The sequence below is a fragment of the Mycobacterium rhizamassiliense genome (assembly GCF_900157375.1).
In the GTDB taxonomy this organism is placed as follows: domain Bacteria; phylum Actinomycetota; class Actinomycetes; order Mycobacteriales; family Mycobacteriaceae; genus Mycobacterium; species Mycobacterium rhizamassiliense.
Genome location: NZ_LT721901.1, coordinates 1,513,242 through 1,532,896 on the forward strand (window position 1 = coordinate 1,513,242; position 19,655 = coordinate 1,532,896).

15 protein-coding genes and 1 pseudogene are annotated in these 19,655 nt (G+C 63.9%); 5 read left to right on the forward strand and 11 right to left on the reverse strand.

Going from position 1 to position 19,655, the window contains the following annotated elements:
• Nucleotides 1-65: 65 nt before the first annotated feature.
• Both MRAB57_RS07455 and MRAB57_RS07460 read right to left on the reverse strand, forming a co-directional pair.
• Nucleotides 66-1,550 carry an allophanate hydrolase gene (locus MRAB57_RS07455; RefSeq protein WP_077087003.1) on the reverse strand — a complete coding sequence of 495 codons (1,485 nt, stop codon included), beginning with the start codon at nt 1,548-1,550 and terminating at the stop codon, nt 66-68.
• A 10-nt stretch (nt 1,551-1,560) separates the two neighbouring features.
• Nucleotides 1,561-2,967 (reverse strand): TIGR00366 family protein, encoded by a 1,407-nt coding sequence (locus tag MRAB57_RS07460; protein ID WP_077087004.1) that lies wholly within the window; start codon nt 2,965-2,967, stop codon nt 1,561-1,563.
• Between the two features lie 227 nt (nt 2,968-3,194).
• Here MRAB57_RS07460 and MRAB57_RS07465 point away from each other — a divergent pair, with 227 nt between their 5' ends.
• On the forward strand, nt 3,195-3,677 hold the full coding sequence (locus MRAB57_RS07465) for a hypothetical protein (RefSeq protein WP_245835865.1): 483 nt from the start codon (nt 3,195-3,197) through the stop codon (nt 3,675-3,677).
• Between the two features lie 83 nt (nt 3,678-3,760).
• Here the strand turns inward: MRAB57_RS07465 and MRAB57_RS07470 are convergent.
• Together MRAB57_RS07470 and MRAB57_RS07475 are read right to left on the reverse strand one after the other, a co-directional pair.
• A pseudogene (locus MRAB57_RS07470) lies at nt 3,761-4,686 on the reverse strand (alpha/beta hydrolase).
• A 79-nt stretch (nt 4,687-4,765) separates the two neighbouring features.
• Nucleotides 4,766-5,926 (reverse strand): beta-ketoacyl synthase N-terminal-like domain-containing protein, encoded by a 1,161-nt coding sequence (locus tag MRAB57_RS07475; protein ID WP_077087005.1) that lies wholly within the window; start codon nt 5,924-5,926, stop codon nt 4,766-4,768.
• 239 nt (nt 5,927-6,165) lie between these two features.
• On the opposite strand from MRAB57_RS07475, the gene MRAB57_RS07480 reads away from it, so the two are divergent.
• Nucleotides 6,166-7,824, forward strand: a complete 1,659-nt coding sequence (locus MRAB57_RS07480) for a sensor domain-containing protein (RefSeq protein WP_077087006.1) — start codon at nt 6,166-6,168, stop codon at nt 7,822-7,824.
• A 336-nt stretch (nt 7,825-8,160) separates the two neighbouring features.
• Here MRAB57_RS07480 and MRAB57_RS07485 read toward each other — a convergent pair whose 3' ends face one another.
• The 5 genes from MRAB57_RS07485 to MRAB57_RS07505 form a co-directional block, all read right to left on the reverse strand.
• Entirely contained in the window at nt 8,161-8,976 is an 816-nt protein-coding gene (locus MRAB57_RS07485; RefSeq protein ID WP_077087007.1) for an NAD(P)-dependent oxidoreductase, read from the reverse strand.
• A 72-nt stretch (nt 8,977-9,048) separates the two neighbouring features.
• The gene (locus MRAB57_RS07490; protein ID WP_077087008.1) at nt 9,049-10,512 is read right to left on the reverse strand and encodes an aldehyde dehydrogenase family protein; all 1,464 of its coding nucleotides are present in this window, start codon (nt 10,510-10,512) and stop codon (nt 9,049-9,051) included.
• Between the two features lie 24 nt (nt 10,513-10,536).
• Nucleotides 10,537-11,346 carry a carboxymuconolactone decarboxylase family protein gene (locus MRAB57_RS07495; RefSeq protein ID WP_077087009.1) on the reverse strand — a complete coding sequence of 270 codons (810 nt, stop codon included), beginning with the start codon at nt 11,344-11,346 and terminating at the stop codon, nt 10,537-10,539.
• Nucleotides 11,347-11,355: 9 nt separating this feature from the next.
• Nucleotides 11,356-12,177 (reverse strand): mycofactocin-coupled SDR family oxidoreductase, encoded by an 822-nt coding sequence (locus MRAB57_RS07500; protein ID WP_077087010.1) that lies wholly within the window; start codon nt 12,175-12,177, stop codon nt 11,356-11,358.
• A gap of 7 nt (nt 12,178-12,184) precedes the next feature.
• Complete coding sequence (locus MRAB57_RS07505) at nt 12,185-13,015, reverse strand: mycofactocin-coupled SDR family oxidoreductase (RefSeq protein WP_077087011.1); 831 nt, start codon at nt 13,013-13,015, stop codon at nt 12,185-12,187.
• An 85-nt stretch (nt 13,016-13,100) separates the two neighbouring features.
• Here MRAB57_RS07505 and MRAB57_RS07510 point away from each other — a divergent pair, with 85 nt between their 5' ends.
• Nucleotides 13,101-13,706: a TetR/AcrR family transcriptional regulator gene (locus tag MRAB57_RS07510; protein WP_425436725.1), complete on the forward strand. Its 606-nt coding sequence runs from the start codon at nt 13,101-13,103 to the stop codon at nt 13,704-13,706.
• A gap of 311 nt (nt 13,707-14,017) precedes the next feature.
• On the opposite strand, the gene MRAB57_RS07515 is transcribed toward MRAB57_RS07510, so the two are convergent.
• Together MRAB57_RS07515 and MRAB57_RS07520 are read right to left on the reverse strand one after the other, a co-directional pair.
• Nucleotides 14,018-14,857: a mycofactocin-coupled SDR family oxidoreductase gene (locus tag MRAB57_RS07515; protein WP_077087012.1), complete on the reverse strand. Its 840-nt coding sequence runs from the start codon at nt 14,855-14,857 to the stop codon at nt 14,018-14,020.
• Between the two features lie 161 nt (nt 14,858-15,018).
• Complete coding sequence (locus MRAB57_RS07520; RefSeq protein WP_077087013.1) at nt 15,019-15,618, reverse strand: TetR/AcrR family transcriptional regulator; 600 nt, start codon at nt 15,616-15,618, stop codon at nt 15,019-15,021.
• Nucleotides 15,619-15,951: 333 nt separating this feature from the next.
• Here MRAB57_RS07520 and MRAB57_RS07525 point away from each other — a divergent pair, with 333 nt between their 5' ends.
• Nucleotides 15,952-17,235, forward strand: coding sequence for a cytochrome P450 (locus tag MRAB57_RS07525; protein WP_077087014.1), 1,284 nt, complete (start codon nt 15,952-15,954; stop codon nt 17,233-17,235).
• A 38-nt stretch (nt 17,236-17,273) separates the two neighbouring features.
• Entirely contained in the window at nt 17,274-18,725 is a 1,452-nt protein-coding gene (locus MRAB57_RS07530) for an aldehyde dehydrogenase family protein (RefSeq protein ID WP_077087015.1), read from the forward strand.
• The last annotated feature ends 930 nt before the right edge of the window (nt 18,726-19,655 follow it).

The following is a 19,655-nucleotide window of genomic DNA, read 5'->3' on the forward strand; positions in this document are numbered from 1 at the left end:
GCCCCCGGACGCTGATGCGCCACATCCCCGATGCCACGATAAGCGCGCTCGGGCTGTCGCGGGAGTCACCCGATGACGGCCCGGGCCAACTGGGACGCCACGAGGTGGCCCAGGCCGGCTTCGGAGATGCGGAACAGTTCGCCGCCGTCGAGGTCGCGGACGTAGCGGGCGCCGACTTCTTCGAGTTGCCCGTGCAGCGGGTGGCCGCGCCGATGGTCGCCGAATACCGCTACCTCGCTGCCGGATTCGACGAAGAGCGGGGACGCCGTGCCGCTCAGTCGCGCGGCGATGTCCACCGCGATCTGGTCAGCGAACGTGCGCGAGACGATCGTCACCCCGAACGGGGTGCCCGCCTCCGTCGGGACGCCGGGCACCGCGACCGCGGCCATGTCGAGCAGGTTGCCGAAATTGGTGTACGTGCCCATCCGGCGGTTGATCGAGTACGGGTCAGCCCGCACCTCCGCCAGCGACGGATGCTCGGTCGTGGTCGGCAGCAGCAACGCGTCGAACCCCGCCAGCATTGCCGCGGCAGCGGCCCGGGCGCGCGCCAGCGCGTCCACGTCGGCGGCGAACGCGGGACCGGTGATCGCGCGGCCCGCACCGATGATCGACACCACGAAGGGGTCGGCGCCCGGCGGTGCGGTGTCCAGGAATTCGCCGACCGCGGCGTAGCGCTCGGCGACGAAAGCGCCGTCATACAGCAGCAGGGCCGCGTCCAACAGAAGGGCGATATCGACCGGCTCGACCCGCAACCCGGCATCGGTGGCCAGCACCACGGTCTGCTCGAACGCACGCCGGTACGCGTCGCTGAGTGCCGCGAGGTTGGGCGCTTCGGGAATCGCGACCCGGGGCGCGGCGGGCGCGCCGAGCCGAACATCGGCGGGCCAGCTGCGGCTGCGGGGGTCGCGCGCGTCGGGGCCGGCCATCGCAGCGGCCGCGGCGACGGCCGTGTCGAGGTCCGCCGCGAGCACCGATACCGCGTCGAAGTCGGCGCACGCCGGGACCACACCGTGGGTCGGGAGGATCCCAAGGGTGGGCTTGATTCCGAAGATGCCGTTGAGTGCGGCCGGGACCCGGACGGATCCCGCGGTGTCGGTACCGATGCCGATGTCGGCGATGCCTAACGCGACGGCCACGGCGGAACCCGAACTGGAACCGCCGGAGACGAGGTGCGGGTGATGCGAATTCCGCACGGCGCCATAGGGACTGCGGGTACCGACCAGGCCGGTGCCGAACTGGTCGAGGTTCGTCTTGCCGAGCACGACCGCGCCGGCCGCGCAGAGCCGGTCGACGACGGCGGCCGACGCCGTCGGCGCGTAGGCGAACTCCGGGCAGCCCGCGGTGGTCGGCAGGCCGGCGACGTCGACGTTGTCCTTGACCGCGACCACCAGGCCCGCCAGCGGAAGGGTGTCGCCCGCGGCGAGCCGGGCCTCGACGGCGCCGGCGTCGACGAGCACGTCGGCCTCGTCGCGCAAGGTGATCCAGATTTCGGGCCGGTCGACTTCGGCGATGCGGCGGAACGCGGCGGCTACGCGCGCGGTGGGGGTCATCTGTCTGATCTCAAAGCACGTGGGGCGCGATGAGCACGGCGGCGCCGGCGACCCCGAATCCGATCAGGAACGCGATGACCGTAAAGCCCATCACCTGGCGGACATTCAGCTTGGCGATCGCCAGCACCGGCAGCAGCCAGAACGGCTGAATCATGTTCGCGACGCCCTCACCGACCGCGACCGACATCGACATCAGCCCCAGGTATGTCGCCGAGTGCTGGCCGACCGCCATCGCCGAACCGACGGCGATCGGTCCCTGCACCGCCCAGTGCCCGCCGCCGGACGGCACGAACAACGAGATCAAGACCGATCCGAGGAAGGTGAAGAACGGCAGCGTGTACTGGTCGGCACCCCGCACCAGCGCCTCGGCGAGCACGGTCTGCAGCGCCTTGCCGGAACCGGTTGGCAGATAACCCAATAGGCCAACGATCCCGCCGTACAGCGGATACTGCAGCAGCAGGGGACCCGACACCTTCGCCGCGTTGGAGAAGGCGCGGATGAAGCGGATCGGTGTGCGGTGCAGCAAGGCACTGGTGATCGTGAACAACATGATCATCGACGAGATGTTCAGCGTGAAACCGCTCAGCACGAAATACGTTATGCCGGCGGCAAAGACGAGGACGTTCAGAATCCACAGGTCTTCCAGCCACTCGGCAACCGTGCGCTTGCCGTCGGGTTTGACGGGCTCCGGCTCGTCGGCGAAAACCGCCGGGTCGGGCTCAAGGCTTTCCTTGGGCTCCATGCGCCAGATCGCGACGGCAAGCAGGGCGGTCACCACGATCACGGCGACCCAGCTGTAGGGCTGAAAGATCGTGTCCGTCAACGGCACGGTCATGCCGGTCATTTTGTGAATCACGTTGATGGGGCTGGTCGTATCGGTGTTGGCGAGCGCGATCGACGACGACAGCCCCTGCGTCCACACGACGTAGCCCATGAACCCGCACGCGATGAGGAAGCCGAAGTGCGCACCGTTGAGCCGCTTTGCGACCTGACGCGCGACCAGCGCACCCGCGACCAAACCCAGTCCCCAGTTCAACAGCGAGAAGGCGGTGCTGACGCCGAAACACAGCAGGGCTCCCTGCACCTGGTTCGTCGGCTTGCTCGCGACGCGAATAATGGCGCGCTTCAGGACCGGCGCCTCGGCCAGGGTGTAGCCGGTCACCAGGATGAGGACCATCTGGAACGCGAACGTGTAGATGTTCTGCGCGCCCCACACTCCGCCGTACCAGGCCTTGAGGACACCGGTGGGCGTTGCGCCCCGGACGAGCAGCGCCACGAGCGCCACCACGACGAGGGTGAGGATGACGGCGAACAGGTAGGGGTCGGGCATGAGGCGCTCGACGTACCGGACGCACAGTGCGGTGAGGCGCTGGATGAAGCCGCGCCGTTCGACCCGTCGATCCTCGCTCGTCGTCATTGCGTTCCTCTATCTGTTCGCGCGCGTCATGATCTCGTCGATTCCGCGAAACCTGACTTAGGTAACGGGAAACAGTTTGCGAGCACGTGAATGCAGGAGGACTCGCAAACGACGACAATCACGATTGTCACGGCCCCACTTTGGCACGGATCTCGCCTTGCGTTGAGCCGAACGGTGGGCTCGTGGGGCTTGCTGGCCGCGGTCCCAGTTCGAATAGGTTGGACGGTATGGTTCGCCCGCGCAGACGTGTCCTGGCGCGGCGGCTGATCGCGGCCCTGTGCGTCGCGATCGCCGCCGCAGGAGGCTTCGCGGCATGGCATGCCCATTTCCGGCCGCCGCCCTGCCGTGCCGTCCACCAGTTCGTCGAGTTCAACACCGCGGCGCAGGCCTCGCTGAAAGACAAGACCTACTTCCCGCCGGGCGGTTCCTACGACGAACCCCGGGTGCCCACGGCCGCGGATTACCAGGCGTGGCTCGACGGGCTGCAAGGCCACGCGGACCGGATCACCGCGCCGGATCTGTCCGCGCACGCGCACCGGGCGGCGCAGGCCGCGCGGGACTTCATGGCGGACATGGCGAAAGCGAACGACGCATTGGGCCGACAAGACTTCCTGAAACCGCGCGTGCCCCCCGAGGCGAAAGCCGCCGGCGAAGACCAACGCAAGTTCGTCGCCGAGATGGACGCTCTCGCGCGTGCCTGCCCGGCCTGAGCACCGGACGGGAACCCTCGTCGTAAGTCCCCGTCAACACGCTAGGAAGGCGGCAGACTCATCGAGCAATGCGGCGCCGAAGATCAACTTTGCGTCGCATGGTGGCCGATGAACTCCAGCCCCGCGTTAATAGCGGGACGGTGACGCAGGATTCGGTAATGAGCTAGTCGGCCGAGACCTTGCGTTGTCATAAATTGTGCGCCTTGCCATGACGGGCTGTCCGGGTCGTCCGGGTCGTGGATGAGGAGCAGCGGCGGGTAGCTGGCTCGTCGACCGACCCGCGTCATGTTCGTCTCGTACAGCGGCATGGCGATTCGTTTTTCCAGACGGCGGTGCAGGCCCGCGCGGATCCGGCGGCCGAAGTTGTGTCGGGCGGCAAACCAGTCGAGATGGAGCGGGAAATCACCCATGGGCGCCAAGAAGACCAAGCGCCCGACGGGTGCGCCGTCCGCCGCCGCCAAGGCAGTCGCGTTCGCTCCGAGCGAGTGAGCTATCACCGCGTGGGCGGGACCATGGGCTTCGATCATGGCCGTAATCGCGTCGGCGCACTCGGTGGCAGTGGTGCGCCCCGGTGCGAGCGCACCCGGATCCGACTCGTTGTGGCTGGGCAGGTCGAACGCGATGACCCGGTATCCCGCCTCCACCAGCGGTTTGACGAACACCGCCAAGTGCGCGCGCTGGCCGCCCCAGCCGTGCACCAGGTAGATCGCCGGACCCTCGCCCCATTCCTCACCAGCGACCCGATGCCCATCCCAATACGCTTCTACCGGCCGGCCCGCGGGCACACCCGGCGGCATGCGCAGACTCGACTCGAGAATCGGTGGGGTGCACCACCATAATTCGACTGCCCACCGAGATCCGACAGAGGGCGCCAGTCGCTCCAGCCACCAAAACAGGCGTCGCACCCGGTCAGCGACCGGGGAACGACTCCGGAGCCCTCGATGTCGAGTGGGGGAACATCGCCCGCCTGCGGTTCCGCCGACGCCGGTCCAAGTGCTTCTTCAGTCATCAACAGCGATCGTAGCCGTCTCGTGTACGTGTCATTTCTTAGCTGGATCAACTACGAACGAAACCCGAGACGCGGGCCGTCACGCCGCCGGGGCGAGCACGACCGCGGAGTTGTGACCACCCATCCCCAACGATGTCTTAAGGGTCAGTTCCTTATGCATGGGCGTGATCCCGTCGAGGAGTCGGGGGTGGCCCGGGGCGACCGTAGGCGCGGCGGGAACCACATTTTGGTCATAGCCGAGTGCAGCGGCTGCGATCTCGACGGCAGCCGCGGCGCCCTGACAATGTCCCGACAGAGGCTTGACCGAATAAATCTGCGGGCGGCCCGCAAAGATCTGATCGACGATGGCACTTTCCGCAGCGTCGCACTGGGCCGTCCCCGGGCCGTGGGCATTGAGGTAACCGATGTCATGGACGCCGACGTGCGCGGCGGCCAGAGCATCGAGCACGCACTGATCGACGTGTATCCGCGCTGGATCCACCGACGTCACGTGGTAGGCGTCATGTGACAGCGCTCCGCCGAGGACGGCGGCATACGGTGTTCGCGCGCGCCGCGACAGGACAAAGGCGACCGCAGCCTCACCGACGGCGAAGCCGCGGCTGCCCTGCTGAAAGGGTCGGCAGCCGTCCAGCGGGTCAGTGTCGACAACCGCCACCCCGAGGCGCACGAAGTGGTCGACGTTTTCGGGAGTCAGAGATAAGTCGGTGGCCAAAAAGACCAGGTCGTCGACGAAGCCAGTGTCCAGCCACATCTTGGCTGTGACCAGTCCGGCATTGCCAGAGGCGCACATGGCCGAGACATTCATCGCGGGCCCATGAAAGCCGTACTCCTGCATCAGCAAGGACACCGGGGTCGATGGCATCAGGTTGAGGTAGTCACGGCTGCGGCGCTGGCCACCGTCGTTGAGGTAGAACGCCCGCCATTCTTCAATTTCGGGCAACACATTGGCATGCAGCACCCCGACGCGGCCCCCGGGTGTCCAACCGCGTTGGCCCGCGTCCGTAATGGCCTCGCGGGCAGCGGCGCGCATCGCACGGGCAGCTCTGCTTGCCCCGTCGGAGACGTCGCCACCGGTGGGCACCCGCGCCAGCCAAGCCTGTTCGTCACCATGACGGCCGTACCCGTCGAACAGGGCGGCCGCCGGCTTACCGCTAAGCAGGCCGCACCACATCTCGTGCGCGCTCCACCCATATCCACTCACGACACCGATTCCGGTGATCATCATCTTTCCGCTGTCCATTACTTCCTCCATTTCGATAGCGCCCAGAGATAGTCTCTATCGATTAATGTTGAATTCACCCGTTCCAACAGCGGCAAGCGGCAACGAGCTGGCACCCGCCCGGATGCCGTACCTATTGCTATTTCGCCGATCGGGCCGGCGAGGCGGGGCCAGTCTCAGGGCTGCGCGCATTGACGGGAGAGGGCCGGCAATCAGACTCGATGAGCGCAAATGACGATGCCCACCTGTGTCCTCCGCCAGTGCCTGCCATAGACGTAGGGGCCGACCCAACGGCACCCGAAATTTTCGAACAGCGCTATCGCCGCTTGGTGGATCACAGCCCGGATGCGATTTGTGTCCACGCAGCCGGGCTGATGGTTTATATCAATCCCGCAGGCGTTCGCTGGATGGCCGCCGAGTCAAGCCATCAAATGGTGGGACACCCCATCACCGAATTTGTGCACCCTGACTCGATTCCGCCGATGCTGGCGCGCATCGGAGAGCTGCGCCACGAAGGCGACGCCTCCGAACCATCCGAAGCGCTGATGCAACGTTTCGATGGCACGACCTTGGCCGTGGAAGCGGTGTCCGTGCTCACGGTGTGGGAAAACCAGCCCGCCTACCAGGTGATCTTCCGTGACTTGACGTCGCAGAAAGCGGCGGAGGAAGCCCTGCGATACCAGGCGGCGCTGGTCAATTACGTCACCGACGCCATCATCGCTACCACCTCGACTGGGATCATCACGAGCTGGAATCCCGCCGCGGCGGCAATCTACGGGCGGCCTGCCAGCGACGCCCTGGCCCTCCCGGTCAGCGAAGCAATCGGCGCGCCGATTGACCTGCCGGCCATCGTGGCTGACGGTGGTCTCTTGCACGCCACGCATCACAACGCCCACGGCGCCGCGCTGACGGTACGGGTATCGGTAACGAGGATGAGCACCGGCTATGTGCTGATGTGCAGCGACCAAACTGCGTTACGTCGTGCCGAGAAGTACTTCCAGACCGTGGTGGCCTCGTTGGAGCAAGGTGTGGTTGTCGTTGGCCACGACGGCCACATCGAACTGATGAATCCGGCAGCAAAGCGCATCATCGGCTTGCCAGACACGTTCTCCGACACCGAGATTCAGCTCAGTACGCTGGCTGAGATACCCGTGTTTGATAGCAACGGCGAGCGGCTGACCTTCAATCAGAGCCCCGCCTGGGAAGCCCTCACCAATCGCCCTGCCCATGGGGGAGTGTGCGGCTTCAACAGATTCGGTGACGGCCGACGGTTATGGGTGTCGGTGAACGGGTCTCTGCTCAGTCCCGACGATCCTGAAAGTTCTGCGTTGCTGGTGTCGTTTATCGACGTTACCGAGCAATACAACGCCCGACAGCAGCTGGCGCATGAGGCCAACCATGACGCCCTGACCGGATTGGCCAACCGCGCACAAGCGATGCGGCGGATCTCCGACGCTCTCGTCGGCGACAAAAGCCGCCGCCTGTCCGCGGTGCTCTTCATCGACCTCGACAACCTCAAGGCCGTCAATGATTCCCTGGGACATGACGCCGGTGACGAGCTGATCCGAGTTGCCGCGGACCGGCTGCGCAGGGCGGTTGGCGCCGATGACCTCGTGGCGCGGTTCGCTGGCGACGAATTTGTCGCGGTGATTGTCGGCGAGGTTACCGATATCGATGCACTCGCCGCCCGACTACATCAATCCTTGAGTGGGCCCGCCGCAATAGCAGGCTCCACTGTGTGTCCGAGCGCCAGCATCGGAATCGTGGTAGCCGACGAACCTGAGCGCCGCAGCCCCAAGGACATCGTGCGCAACGCCGACCTGGCCATGTATCAGGCCAAGGGGACCGGTCCAGGTGCCACAGCATATTGGTCCTCAATTCCCGATCCTCATAACGCCCGCGCCCATCGGATGACCTGACGGGGAAGCCGGGTTCGTCGAGGAGAAGGTGAGAACCCGCAATGGCCGGCGGCTGTTGTGGGTCAATTGAGGGTGCCGACAGGTGTGCGGGTGGCCGAGTCTCGCTGACCTATATCGAATATTGTGGGATGCGAACTACTATGTGTTGCTTATTTCGTTGTGTAACAACAGCGTTCAACGTATGGGGGCGCAACAGCGTGTCGCCGGATATCCGCAAACGTTGCTAAGTCCCTGATTTCAACTACTTTCGTTCGCTTAGCAGGCTAAATCGGCCGGCGTTCGGGATTGGGGAGATTCCCGCAGTGATCTGTTTGAGCGCGCGGTGCTGTGCTGGGCCTACCAGTTGTGTCCCATCGCCGTCAATGCGGTATCTGCTGCTTGAATGATCGGTCCAAGTGCGAGATCTGCAGAGGCGGTGATTTCCTGAATTAGGCGAACGTCCTTGCGGAGAAGCGGTCCCGCGACGGTGCCGAAGCGTTCGAGTGTGCCCATGCCGCTGATGGCGTTGAGCGCGAAGCTGGTGCCGCTGCCCTGGGTGAGCACTTGGATGAGGCTGGCCTCGTCGAGGCAGAGTCGTGCGCCGAGTTCCATTGCGTTCGCAGCGATTCCGAGATGCGACGTGAATACGAGGTTGTTGACGAGCTTCGCTAGCTGGCCTGCGCCGACGTCACCGAGTCGAACGATCGTGTCGGCGAACGTTTCGAATACGGGTCTGCATTGGGCTATAACCAGTTCGTCGCCGCCAGTCATTATGAGGAGTTTGCCCTCGGCCGCAGCGGGACCGCCACCGCTGACGGGTGCGTCGATGACTGAGATGCCCACTTGTTCAGCACGTTGGGCTAGTTCGCGGCAGGTGACCGGATTGACGGTGCTGTGGATTGCCAGTGTCGCACCGTGCTGCAGGCCGGCGAGAACTCCGTGGTTCCCGTCGACGACTTGCCCGACGCCGGCGTCGTCGACAACGCAGATACACACGAGGTCGCTGACCGAGGCGAGAGTCCTTGGGGATTGCGCGATTTCGGCGGCGGTGTCAGCAAATGCTGCTGTCGTTTCCGCCCTGCGCGCCCATACTGTCAGCGGGAAGCCTGCGTCGACGATGCGGCGAGCCATGGGCGCGCCTTGGCTGCCCAGGCCGATGAAGCCAACACGCACGATGGATACCTCCTGTCGTTCAGGGTCGTCTGAGGCCCGCGTAGCCGCGGAGTCGTGTTGAGAGCAAGGAATTCAGTTCATGCCGATGCGGATGTTTTTGGTTTGCAGGAATTCGTGCAGTCCTTCGATGCCGCCGGTGCGGCCAAATCCGCTCTGCTTGTACCCGCCGTAAGGTCCTTGAGGCTCGATGTCGCTGTGGCGGTTGACCCATATCGATCCGGCCTGCAGATGCCGCGCGACGCTATGTGCGCGCTTCAGGTTACTGGTCTGGATGAAGGCGTTGAGTCCGTAGCGGGTGTCGTTGGCGAGTCTGATGGCGTCGGCCTCGTCGGCGAAGGGCATGACGGCGGCGACGGGTCCAAAGGTTTCGTTCTGGGCCAGCGCCGAGTGGTTGTCGACATTGCCGAAAATGGTGGGTTCGATGTAGTAGCCGTCAGCGAGGTCACCGCCGAGACGGTTTCCGCCGGTGATCAATTCGCCGGCGCGTTCGCTGAGCGTAGCGTCGATGATTCGCAGGATCCGGTCGGTGGCGTCCTGGCTGACGACGGGTCCGAACATGACGTCGGGCTGCATCGGGTCACCGATTTTGGCGGCGTGCACCGCGGCCACGAATTTGTCCATGAACGCGTCATAGACCGAAGCTTGGACAAGGATCCTGGATGCACAGGCGCAGCTTTGGCCAGCCTGCACAATCGGTCCCTGGTATGCGGCAATAGTGGCGGACGCATCGAGGTCGGCGTCGGCGAAGACGAGGAAGGCCGACTTGCCGCCGAGCTCTGCTACCACCGGTGTGAGATTGGTGGCCGCGGCCTGGAGGACTTTCTGCGCAGTCGCCTGCCCGCCGGTGAAGTGAATCTTGCCTATCCGCGGATGTCGCACTAAGGCTTGCCCGCCGTCGGGGCCTGCCGGGAGCACGTTGACCAGCCCGGGTGGCAGCCCTGCTTCCAGGCAGAGCTCGCCAAAACGCAAGGGCCCCAGCGAGGCCAGCTCGGAGGGTTTGAGGATGACGGCGTTACCAGCGGCCAGGGCAGGAGCGACGGCGGCGCCGATGACGACCAGGGGCCCATTCCAGGGGGCGATGACTCCGACGACGCCGTAGGGTTCGCGCTCGATGATGTTGACGTCGAAAGCGCCGCTGACCGGTGTGCTGCTGCCGTGTGCTTTGTCTGCGTAACCGGCGTAGTAGCGCAAGAACTGCTCGGTCAGCACTGAGTGTCCGGCCGTCGAGATCGGCGCACCGAAGTCATGCACGTTGAGTTCGGTGAGCTCGGTGAAGTGGTCTCGCACGGCGTCAGCGAGATTCATCAGTAGATCGCGCCGGCGGTCGACGGGATAGGACGTCCACTGCCGGTGGGCGTCCCAGGAGCTATCGACCGCGGCGTCGACTTCGCTGCCGCCGGCCAACGGGATGGTTGCGTTGCACCGCCCATTGCCGGGGTAGATGTGCTGGTGGGTTCCGCCGGAAGACACGCTGACGTGTTCTCCGCCAATAAGCAACGCGCCTGATCGCAGGGGCGCTGATGCGCTCGTCGTCATCCGGAGTGTTCCTTTGCCGCGTACTTAACCGGCGATGGTGGAGTCGGCGCGGGTCTCGGCGGCCACACGCTGCTTTTGCTCAACGATCACGGTGTTGAGGTAGTCGGCTTTGGCGCATCCGTAGTAGGCCGCGAACTGTAGTGCCACTTCGTCCATCTCGTCGAAGGACAGATCACCGCTCTTAAGCGCCGCATACACGTGGGACAGGATCGGGATCTCGGTGTCCTGAAACGCAACACAGGCCACGGTAATCAGGCGGCGTTCCTTGGTGCCCAGCCCCGGGCGCAGCCACATTTCCCCGAACACGAAGTTCAAGATCCCCCCTCCGGTGTAGGGGTTGTCGCGCGGCGGTGTGTAGGGCACGCAATTGATGTCGCGGAACGACTCCTCACCGCCGAGCAGACGCTGCTCAGGGTCGCTGGCCGATACGAGCGGCAGCAACGGCTCAGGCTCATCAGCTGGCAGGCCGCGCTCGGCGGTGACGGTCGCCCACTGAGCGTCGACCACCATGTTGAACCGGGAGGCTTTCGGCCAGCCCGCATACACCGCGAAATGCAGCACTGTTTCCCGCATTTCGGTGATCGTGACATCCCCGCTATTGAGTGCGGCGTAAACGTGCTGCTCGAGGGGCGCGACGGCGTCGGCGGCCGCGACACAGGCCAGGGTGACGAAGCGGCGATCCCGGCGGCTCAGCGCCGGCCGCGACCACACCTCGGCGAAGACGAAGTCGAGCAATCCCGTGGAGAACGGGCCGTCGTCGTTGGGCGGCGCCGCGGTGGTCATCACCTCACCGAACTCACGGATTCCTCGTGCGCGTCGGTCATTAGCGCTCATCGCTGGCCCCTATCTGATCGTGACACCGGCGTCGACTTTCATTTCCAGACCCGTGACATAACGGGCTTCATCAGAAATCAGGTAGAGCACGGCATTGCTGACGTCGCCTGCCTCGATCAGCGGCGCGGGCAGCGCGTTGAGGAAGATCGGGATCAGGTCGGCGCGTTCTTCGGCGATCAGCTGGTGCATCGCCGGCGGGGCCATGCCGGTGGCGACCCCGGTGGGATGGACCGAGTTGACCCGAATGTTCTGCCCGGCCACCTCATTGGCCAGCGCCAATGTCATCCCGACGATGCCGTGCTTGGAGGCGGTATAAGGCAGGTGCAGCGGGGTGCCCTTGATCCCGGCTGAGGAGCTGATGTTGACCAGGCTGCCTCCGCCGTTGCGGATCAGGTGCGGCAGTGCCGCCGAGCAGGTGTTCCACGCCCCGATCAAATTGACGTCGAGGACCAGGCGCCACTGCGCGGCGGTGGTGGTGTCCCATGTCCCGACTGTGAGGACCCCGGCGTTGGCGACCGCCCCGTCTAGGCCGCCGAGTTCGGCTACGGCATCGTTGACTGCCCATGCCATTGACTCCTCGTCGCGGACATCAACGATCTGAGTAATGGCGCGCCGGCCGTGTTTGCCGACGAGTTCAGCCGTCTCGTGCAGGTCGTCTTCGGTGGCCAGCGGATAGTCCAGACCCTCTGGCGTGGCACAGATATCGACCAGGATCAGGTCGGCGCCCTCTTCGGCTAGGCGGACTGCGTGACTGCGTCCCATGCCGCGGGCGGCGCCGGTGACCAGGACCCGTTTGCCCGCGACCCGGCCCGCCGGTGTGCTGTGTGTCATCGAGGCGTCAGACCTTGTTGCAGAACCCGGCGTCGACCGGGAACGTCACCCCGGTGACGTACTTGGCTTCATCGGAAACCAGGTAGGCGATGGCTGCGCTGATGTCTTCGGGCTCGAGCTGAGCCACCGGCATCGGATTCTGCATGTGCGGACCCGCGCCGGGGTTCTTCTCCAGGAAGTCGATCATGTCGGGGTTGTTGGCCATCATCGTGTTGACCGCTGTCGGGTGTACCGTGTTGACCCGAATACTCATCGGCGCAAGCACATTGGCCAACGCCCGCATCAAACCGACGATCCCGGTTTTGGATGCCGCATAGCCCAGCCCACCGCCCTGCAGGCCGCCGAAGCCCTTGATGCCCGCCGTCGAGCTGGTGAACACGATCGACCCGCCACGGTTGCCGGCCAGCAGATGCGGAATCGTCGCCCACGCCGTGTGATACGCGCCGTCGAGGTTGACCGCGGTCACCGCCCTCCACTGCGCCAGCTCTTCCTCGATGGTCAATTGCCGAAACGCCAGCGGTGCAATCCCGGCGTTGGACAACACGATGTCGAGTCGCCCGAACTGCTGCACCCCAGCGTCGACGGCGGACTGGACTTCGTCGAACACCCGCACATCGGCGACGCTGGCGACGATCTTGCCGCCGGCCCGCTCCACCAGTTCGACCGTCTCGTCGAGCTCGGCTCGCGATGCCATCGGGTAGCCGTTTGCGGCGATATCTGCGCAGATGTCGATGCCGATGATGTTGGCGCCCTCGCGCGCCAGGCGGATCGCGTGGCTGCGGCCCTGACCACGCGCAACCCCGGTGATGAAGGCGACTTTGCCGTCCACTGAACCCACGCTGCGACTCCTATTCCCGCCTCGGATCTCGACGTATACGCGCCGAGTAACACGGTTACTCTCACGGCACAGTAACATTGTTACTGTGCGCGCAACAGGGGCTGACCTGAATCCAGCGGCCGGCAATGGGCAACCCGCCCCACCGCGCGATCCAATCCTGGGAATCGTCGTTGAAATCCTCGACACCGAGGGCCATGCGGCCGTGCAACTGCGCGAGGTCGCCCGGCGGGCGCGGGTGTCCATGGCGACGATCTACAAGCGCTACGCGACGCGTGATGAGCTGATCGTCGCCGCCCTGCAGTGGTGGATGGACGCCAATCGTTACGCGGGGCTAGCCGCGCTCGCCGATGAACTACCGGGTGATTCGCTCTACGCCGACCTGATGCACGTGCAACGCGCCATCTTTGAACCCTGGGAACAACACCCCAATATGCTGCGGTCCTACTTCCAAGCCCGATCGGGACCCGGCGGCCAGGGCCTCATCCAGCACGGCATCGACGCCGTGGTCCCGGTCATCAAAAGCATTCTCTCGTCGGCTGATCCAGCCTTCGCCAAAGACCTCGAGCTGATCCTGACCGGAGTGATCTTCGGATTTCTCAGCCAATTCGCCCAGGGTGACATCGAGGTCACCGACATCCTGCCCGGTATCGAACGAGCCGTCTACTGGCTCACCAACCCACCCACCGACTGACGCTCGCCAGTACCCTACCCGGCAATCCGGCCTTGATACGAACGCAAACTGTGGCTCGAACCTGCGGGCGTGGCGGCAACGCATCTGCAGTATGTTCCGCTGCTGCGGTGCTCCGTGCTATCGAAATGTTGGTGCACAGCAGTATTCGGTGTAAGGCCTCACGGCTGCGGCGTTGTTCGCCCGATCGGAATGTCCTTGCTGCCCAGGCTGGCGAGGGCGATCGTCGTGGCGGCAAGCGATCAGGTCCAGCCAGTGATATCCGCCGATTCCGGTGCCCAAGAAATTCGCGCTGCTGAGTTTTCGTCAGGGAGCTACTTGAGCATGCTTCCGGCGTCGACCGTCATCGTGAGGCCGGTGACGTAGCGTGCTTCGTCGGAAGCCAGGAACAGCACCGCGTTGCTGATGTCGATGGCTTCCACCCAGCCGACGGGCAGCACGTGCATGAATTGCGCGGCAACAGCGAGATCGTCTGGACCGGGACTCTCTAGATCGGGCCGAAACAGCTTCATGGTGCCCTCATTCATGAAGAGCGGGGTGTTGACGTTGGTCGGATGCACGGAGTTGACCCGAATTGAGTGGGCGCCAAGCTCGACGGCGAAGGTGCGCATCAGGCCGACCACCCCGTGCTTGGCGGCGATGTAGTGCCCGGTGTGGGGATAGGCCTTCAAACCGCCGACTGAACTAGTCAGGATGATCGAGCCGCCCCGCCCCTGCGAGATCAAATGCGGTACTGCGGCTTTGACCGTCTTCCAGACTCCGGACAGGTTGACATCGATCATGTCAGTCCAGTCGGCCTCGCTGGTGCGAGCCAACGTCTGACCGCCGTTGCCGATGCCGGCGTTGGCGACAATGACGTCCAGTCCGCCCAATTGCTCGACGCCGCTGTCGACAGCGTTTTTCAGCGCGCCGTAGTCGCGCACATCGACCTCTGCGGTGACGATGCGCCGATTCAACCGCTTGACGAGGTCGGCGGTCTCGGCGAGATCCTTGGGTGTGGCGGGTTCGATCTGCCGATTACTGCTGACCGGGCCACAGACGTCGACCGCGATGATGTCGGCGCCTTCTTCGGCGAGGCGCACCGCGTGGCTGCGGCCCTGCCCGCGAGCCGCTCCCGTGATGAACGCGACCTTGCCCTGCACCCGACCCGCCACACTCGCACCGCACTCTCTGCAAATAGTATTGATCGATCGATCAGGACATTGGCACGGGTCGCCGCGCTTGTCAATAGACGATCCGGGATGCGGCGACTACACCCATGCTCCCGTACGGTCACCGACGGCCGGCCCCGAAGCGGGACTGGCTGGGCGCTTGTTTATCTGCTGACCGTCGAGCCGGGCACGGCGAGCATGTCGAGATGACGCTCGACGAGGTCTTGAAGCTCTCGGTGTCCTTGGGTGACCCCGATGGCAGATTCGTTGCCCAGACTGCGGGCGATCTGCGCGATGAGCATGGCGATGGCGACGGGCGGATAGGCATCCAGATCGACATCGCTGGCCCGCATTACCATCGTCGTCGCGGCTGTCTCGATATCGCGCACCCGTTCGGCATACGCCTTCAATTCTGCTCCAATCACCTTGCGGTGATTGGCTAATGCCATGAACTCGGTGTTGAGGACAGTCCCGCGGACGTCACTGTTGATCTGCCAGAGTGCACGGATGGGATCGTCGGCGATCAGCGCCTTCCGCATCTGCTCGAGCGCGGCGTCGGCGCCCGCTTTCAGCACCTCGAGAAACAAATCGTCGGTCGTCGGGAAGTAGTAGTAGACGAGTGCTTGTTTGACTCCGACCCTGGCCGCGACATGGCGCGACGTGGCAGCTGCGTAGCCCTCTTCGTACATGATCTGCGCGGTCGCCTCGACCAGTCGCCGTCGTGTCCCACCGTCATCGGCCTTGGTCTTTCGCGGTGCGGTCATTGAGCGGCCCAGCAGAGCGTGCTTGACCGGTTTCTGCGGTGCGTGGTAAGCATGCAGTACCTTATCATTTGATCGATCGATCAATATTCGAAGGAGAATTGTGGTCGGCTCGCGGACGGTGTGTGCAGACCTGGGCCCGAGCCGGTGTGGGCATGCTTATTGCCTCGATTCTGTGCCCAGCGTTGATCGCCGCAGCGACGGCACCGCCGTGTTGGGCGGGCTCATCCCCCGCGGTGCCGCGCGACGAGGCGCAGCCGGGTGCGCCGCCAACGCTTCGAATCTTGTCGACCCGGGTCGACATTTCGCCGTCTACCGTTTGGAGAGGTCGATCCCGTGACCGAATTGGCTGATATCGACTACTTCACGAACAGCGACATCGCCCAAAACCCTTACGCGTACTGGGAACAGTTGCGCAGCAGCCAGGGCCCTGTCGCGCGAGAGCCGCATTACGGCGTCGTGGCCGTTACCGGGTACCAGGAGGTCCAGGCCGCGTTTAAGGATGTCGATTCGTTCTCCGCGGTGAACGCGATCGGCGGCCCGTTCCCTCCGTTGCCGTTCACCCCAGAGGGCGACGACATCAGCGACCTGATCGAGGCGCATCGCCACGAGTTCCCCATCTTCGAGCACATGGTTGTGATGGACCCGCCGCAGCACACCAAGGCGCGGTCTCTTCTCGGTCAACTCTTGACGCCACGCCGACTCAAGGAGAACGAGGAGTACATCTGGAGGTTGGCCGACCAGCAGTTCGACGAGTTCATCGACATTGGGCGCTGCGAATTCCTCGGCGAGTTCGCCAAACCCTATGCGACGCTTGCTATCGCGGACCTGCTTGGCGTGCCTGATGAGGATCGACCGAAGCTGCGCCGTAACCTCGGGGCGGGCAGCGGCCCCGATTACCACGTCGGTTCCCTGGACTCGACGCCTGTCGGCAGCAACCCGCTGCGGTACCTCGATGATCTATTCAGCGGCTACATCGCCGACCGCCGCCAAAGCCCGCGCGACGACGTCCTCACCGGGCTGGCCACCGCGACCTACCCCGACGGATCGACTCCACCGTTACTCGAAGTCGTCCGTCCTGCAACGTTTTTGTTCGGCGCTGGGCAGGAGACGGTCGTCAAGCTGCTCAGCTCCGCGGTCCGGGTGCTCGGTGATCAACCCGAACTCCAGGACCGGCTGCGCGCAGACCGGTCCCTGATCGCCGCATTCATCGAGGAATCACTGCGCTTCGAAAGCCCGACCAAGGTCGACTTCCGGCTCGCCAGGAAAACCACGACACTCGGCGGCGTACCTATCAAGGCCGGCGCCGTCCTGATGCTGTGCCTCGGTGCCGCGAACCGTGATCCCCGCAAATTCGACCGGCCCAACGAGTTTCACCTCGACCGCAAGAACGTGCGCGAACATATCGCGTTCGGCCGCGGTATCCACACTTGCGCAGGCGCACCTCTGGCGCGTGTCGAAGGACGCGTGACTATCAACCGCCTGCTCGACCGGGCGACGGAATTTCATATCAGCGAGACACAGCACGGACCCCGCAAGCAACGTCGCTACGGCTACGAGCCGACGTTTTTACTACGCGGGCTTACCGAGCTGCACATCGAATTCACCGCAGCCGTCTAACAGATGGCCGTACGCGCAAACCCGACGAAGGGCCGACCATGACGATGCAGAACGTCCTGAATGAGCTCCGCGACCGGCCCGGCACCGGCGAGGTGATCCCGATCATCAACCCGGCAACCGAGGAACAAATCGCCGAGTTCAAAGACTGCGGCCCCGAAGCCGTCAATGAGGCCGTCGCTCGAGCCAAGCAGGCGTTCGAAGCCGGCGTCTGGGCTGGACTACCTGCGCGCGAACGAGCCAAAATCATGTGGCGCATCGCCGACCTCATCGACGAGCATGCCGACGAACTCGCTCGGATCGATTCGTTGAACACCGGCATGCCGCTCGTGCAGGCAACACTAGGCCTATCAAATTGCGCCGAGTTCTTCCGGTACCACGCGGGCTGGTGCACAAAAATCAACGGCAACGCCTTTGACATCAAGACCGCAGGTATCGCATCGGATGCATGGGTCGACATGCACACCTATACACGCAAGGAGCCCTATTCCGTTGTGGGACTGATCTTCCCGTGGAATGGGCCTATCTTCAACGCCTGCGCCAAGCTGGCACCCGCTCTGGCAGCCGGCTGCAGCATGGTCGTCAAACCCGCCGAAGAAACACCACTGTCGGCTCTACTCCTGATGAGGCTCATCACCCAAGCGGGCGTACCCGAGGGCGTCGTGAACCTGTTGACCGGCTACGGCCACACCGCCGGAGCAGCGATCACCGCACATCCCGACGTCGAGAAAGTCGCGTTCACCGGGTCCACGGAGATCGGAAAGGAGATCGTCCACGCTGCAGCAGGCAACCTCAAAAAGGTGGCACTCGAACTTGGCGGCAAGTCGCCAGTGCTGATCTACGACGACGCCGACCTCCGCAAGGCCATCGTCACGGCAGCCATGGGCATCTTCGTGCACTCAGGGCAGGGCTGCGTGTGCGGCTCACGAATCTTCGCCCAGCGTGGCGTCTACGAACAGGTGGTCGAGGGCATAGCCGCCGTCGCCAACAAAATGAAACTGGGCAGCCCCGACGAAGACGGCTGCGCAAGTGGACCACTCATCAGCGCCAAACAGCTCACCCGCGTGCTGGGATATATCGACGAAGGCAAGTCCGGCGGCGTCGAAATCATTACCGGCGGGTATCGCCTGGACCGCAAAGGCTACTTCGTTCACCCCACCGTACTAACCAACGTCGACCCCGGCATGCGGCTATACCAAGAAGAAATCTTCGGGCCCGTCGTCACCATCACACCATTCGACGACGACGAAGCCATCGCAATGGCCAACGACACCACCTACGGACTAGCCGCCGCCGCCTGGACCAACGACCTCAGCCGAGCGCACCGACTCGGTAAACGCCTGCACGCAGGAACCGTAAGCATCAACTGCCAATTAGTCTTTGACCACGCCGTCCCCTTCGGTGGATACAAACAATCCGGCTGGGGCTACGAACACGGTCACGAAGGCATCGCGTCCTACCTCAAGACCAAATCGGTATGGGCGCAAATTTAACGGCGCAAAGCACAGGAATTCGCTGGCCGGTAACGCCCGCGGTTGGTCTTGATTTCGGCGAGGCCATTGCGTCGACGAACCATTCGTAGCTAAAGATCAAACCCGAATATCTGCGGCGGTGCACGAAGAGTGAGGTCGAACAGGCGCGCTTAAACGCTTCGCTGCGCGCACCCTGTCACGGTCACGACTGTTGTTGTTGTCACGACGACCACTTGTTTTTGTTTGTGTGTGCGGCGCTGCGCTGCGCAACAACAACGGTGTGCCAACAGCAGAAACGTCCGCCAGGGAGCGGCTTGCAATAGCGCCACCGCTGACACAGCCCCAGCAGATTCCGACCGCTCTACACCCGCCGCGGGCCTATACGAACACTTTGCTCCACGCAGCGAAGCACTGCTAGATCAGCGTGTCACGTCAATGGCCCCGTCGTAAAGAAATCACCAAACGCCAGAGCCCGAATACGTCGATCGCTTAGAAGTTTCCGATCTTGCCGGCGGATCCGCCATCTCAGCGTCACGAAAATCGGAACTCCGCCACCTATAACCGGAACCTACACCTAGAAACTTGGTCCTCGACGACTACCTCACCACGTGCGCCGCTGAGACCCTCAGCGCTTGCCCTCACGGAGAAGTACTTGCCTGCGTCGAGCCGAGCCGCGCATGTCTCACCAAAATGTCCAATTGGACATCGTGTGGACATTTCATTTGAGAATTGGACACGGGATTTGAGAACCTACTGTCGAGATGCAGTGAAGATTGACAAGACACGCCTGGCTACTTTGACAAAACTTCGGCGTGTCGCGAGGGCTTGCTAATCTTCGCTGCAAAACGCCAGGTCACGCACTTTGTTCTTATCTCGGTACGGGACTTAGCTCACGGCATGCGTCGCGACGCCGCCCGGGGCCAGTCGACTCTCCGGCGCAATACCTTGGTC

What these genes read in the sequence shown, in the direction of transcription:
- MRAB57_RS07500 (WP_077087010.1), bottom strand. Translation starts at nt 12,177, where the DNA reads ATGACACACAGCACACCGGCGGGCCGGGTCGCGGGCAAACGGGTCCTG.
- MRAB57_RS07475 (WP_077087005.1), bottom strand. Translation starts at nt 5,926, where the DNA reads ATGGACAGCGGAAAGATGATGATCACCGGAATCGGTGTCGTGAGTGGA.
- MRAB57_RS07465 (WP_245835865.1), top strand. Translation starts at nt 3,195, where the DNA reads ATGGTTCGCCCGCGCAGACGTGTCCTGGCGCGGCGGCTGATCGCGGCC.
- MRAB57_RS07460 (WP_077087004.1), bottom strand. Translation starts at nt 2,967, where the DNA reads ATGACGACGAGCGAGGATCGACGGGTCGAACGGCGCGGCTTCATCCAG.
- MRAB57_RS07530 (WP_077087015.1), top strand. Translation starts at nt 17,274, where the DNA reads ATGACGATGCAGAACGTCCTGAATGAGCTCCGCGACCGGCCCGGCACC.
- MRAB57_RS07520 (WP_077087013.1), bottom strand. Translation starts at nt 15,618, where the DNA reads ATGACCGCACCGCGAAAGACCAAGGCCGATGACGGTGGGACACGACGG.
- MRAB57_RS07490 (WP_077087008.1), bottom strand. Translation starts at nt 10,512, where the DNA reads ATGACGACGAGCGCATCAGCGCCCCTGCGATCAGGCGCGTTGCTTATT.
- MRAB57_RS07495 (WP_077087009.1), bottom strand. Translation starts at nt 11,346, where the DNA reads ATGAGCGCTAATGACCGACGCGCACGAGGAATCCGTGAGTTCGGTGAG.
- MRAB57_RS07455 (WP_077087003.1), bottom strand. Translation starts at nt 1,550, where the DNA reads ATGACCCCCACCGCGCGCGTAGCCGCCGCGTTCCGCCGCATCGCCGAA.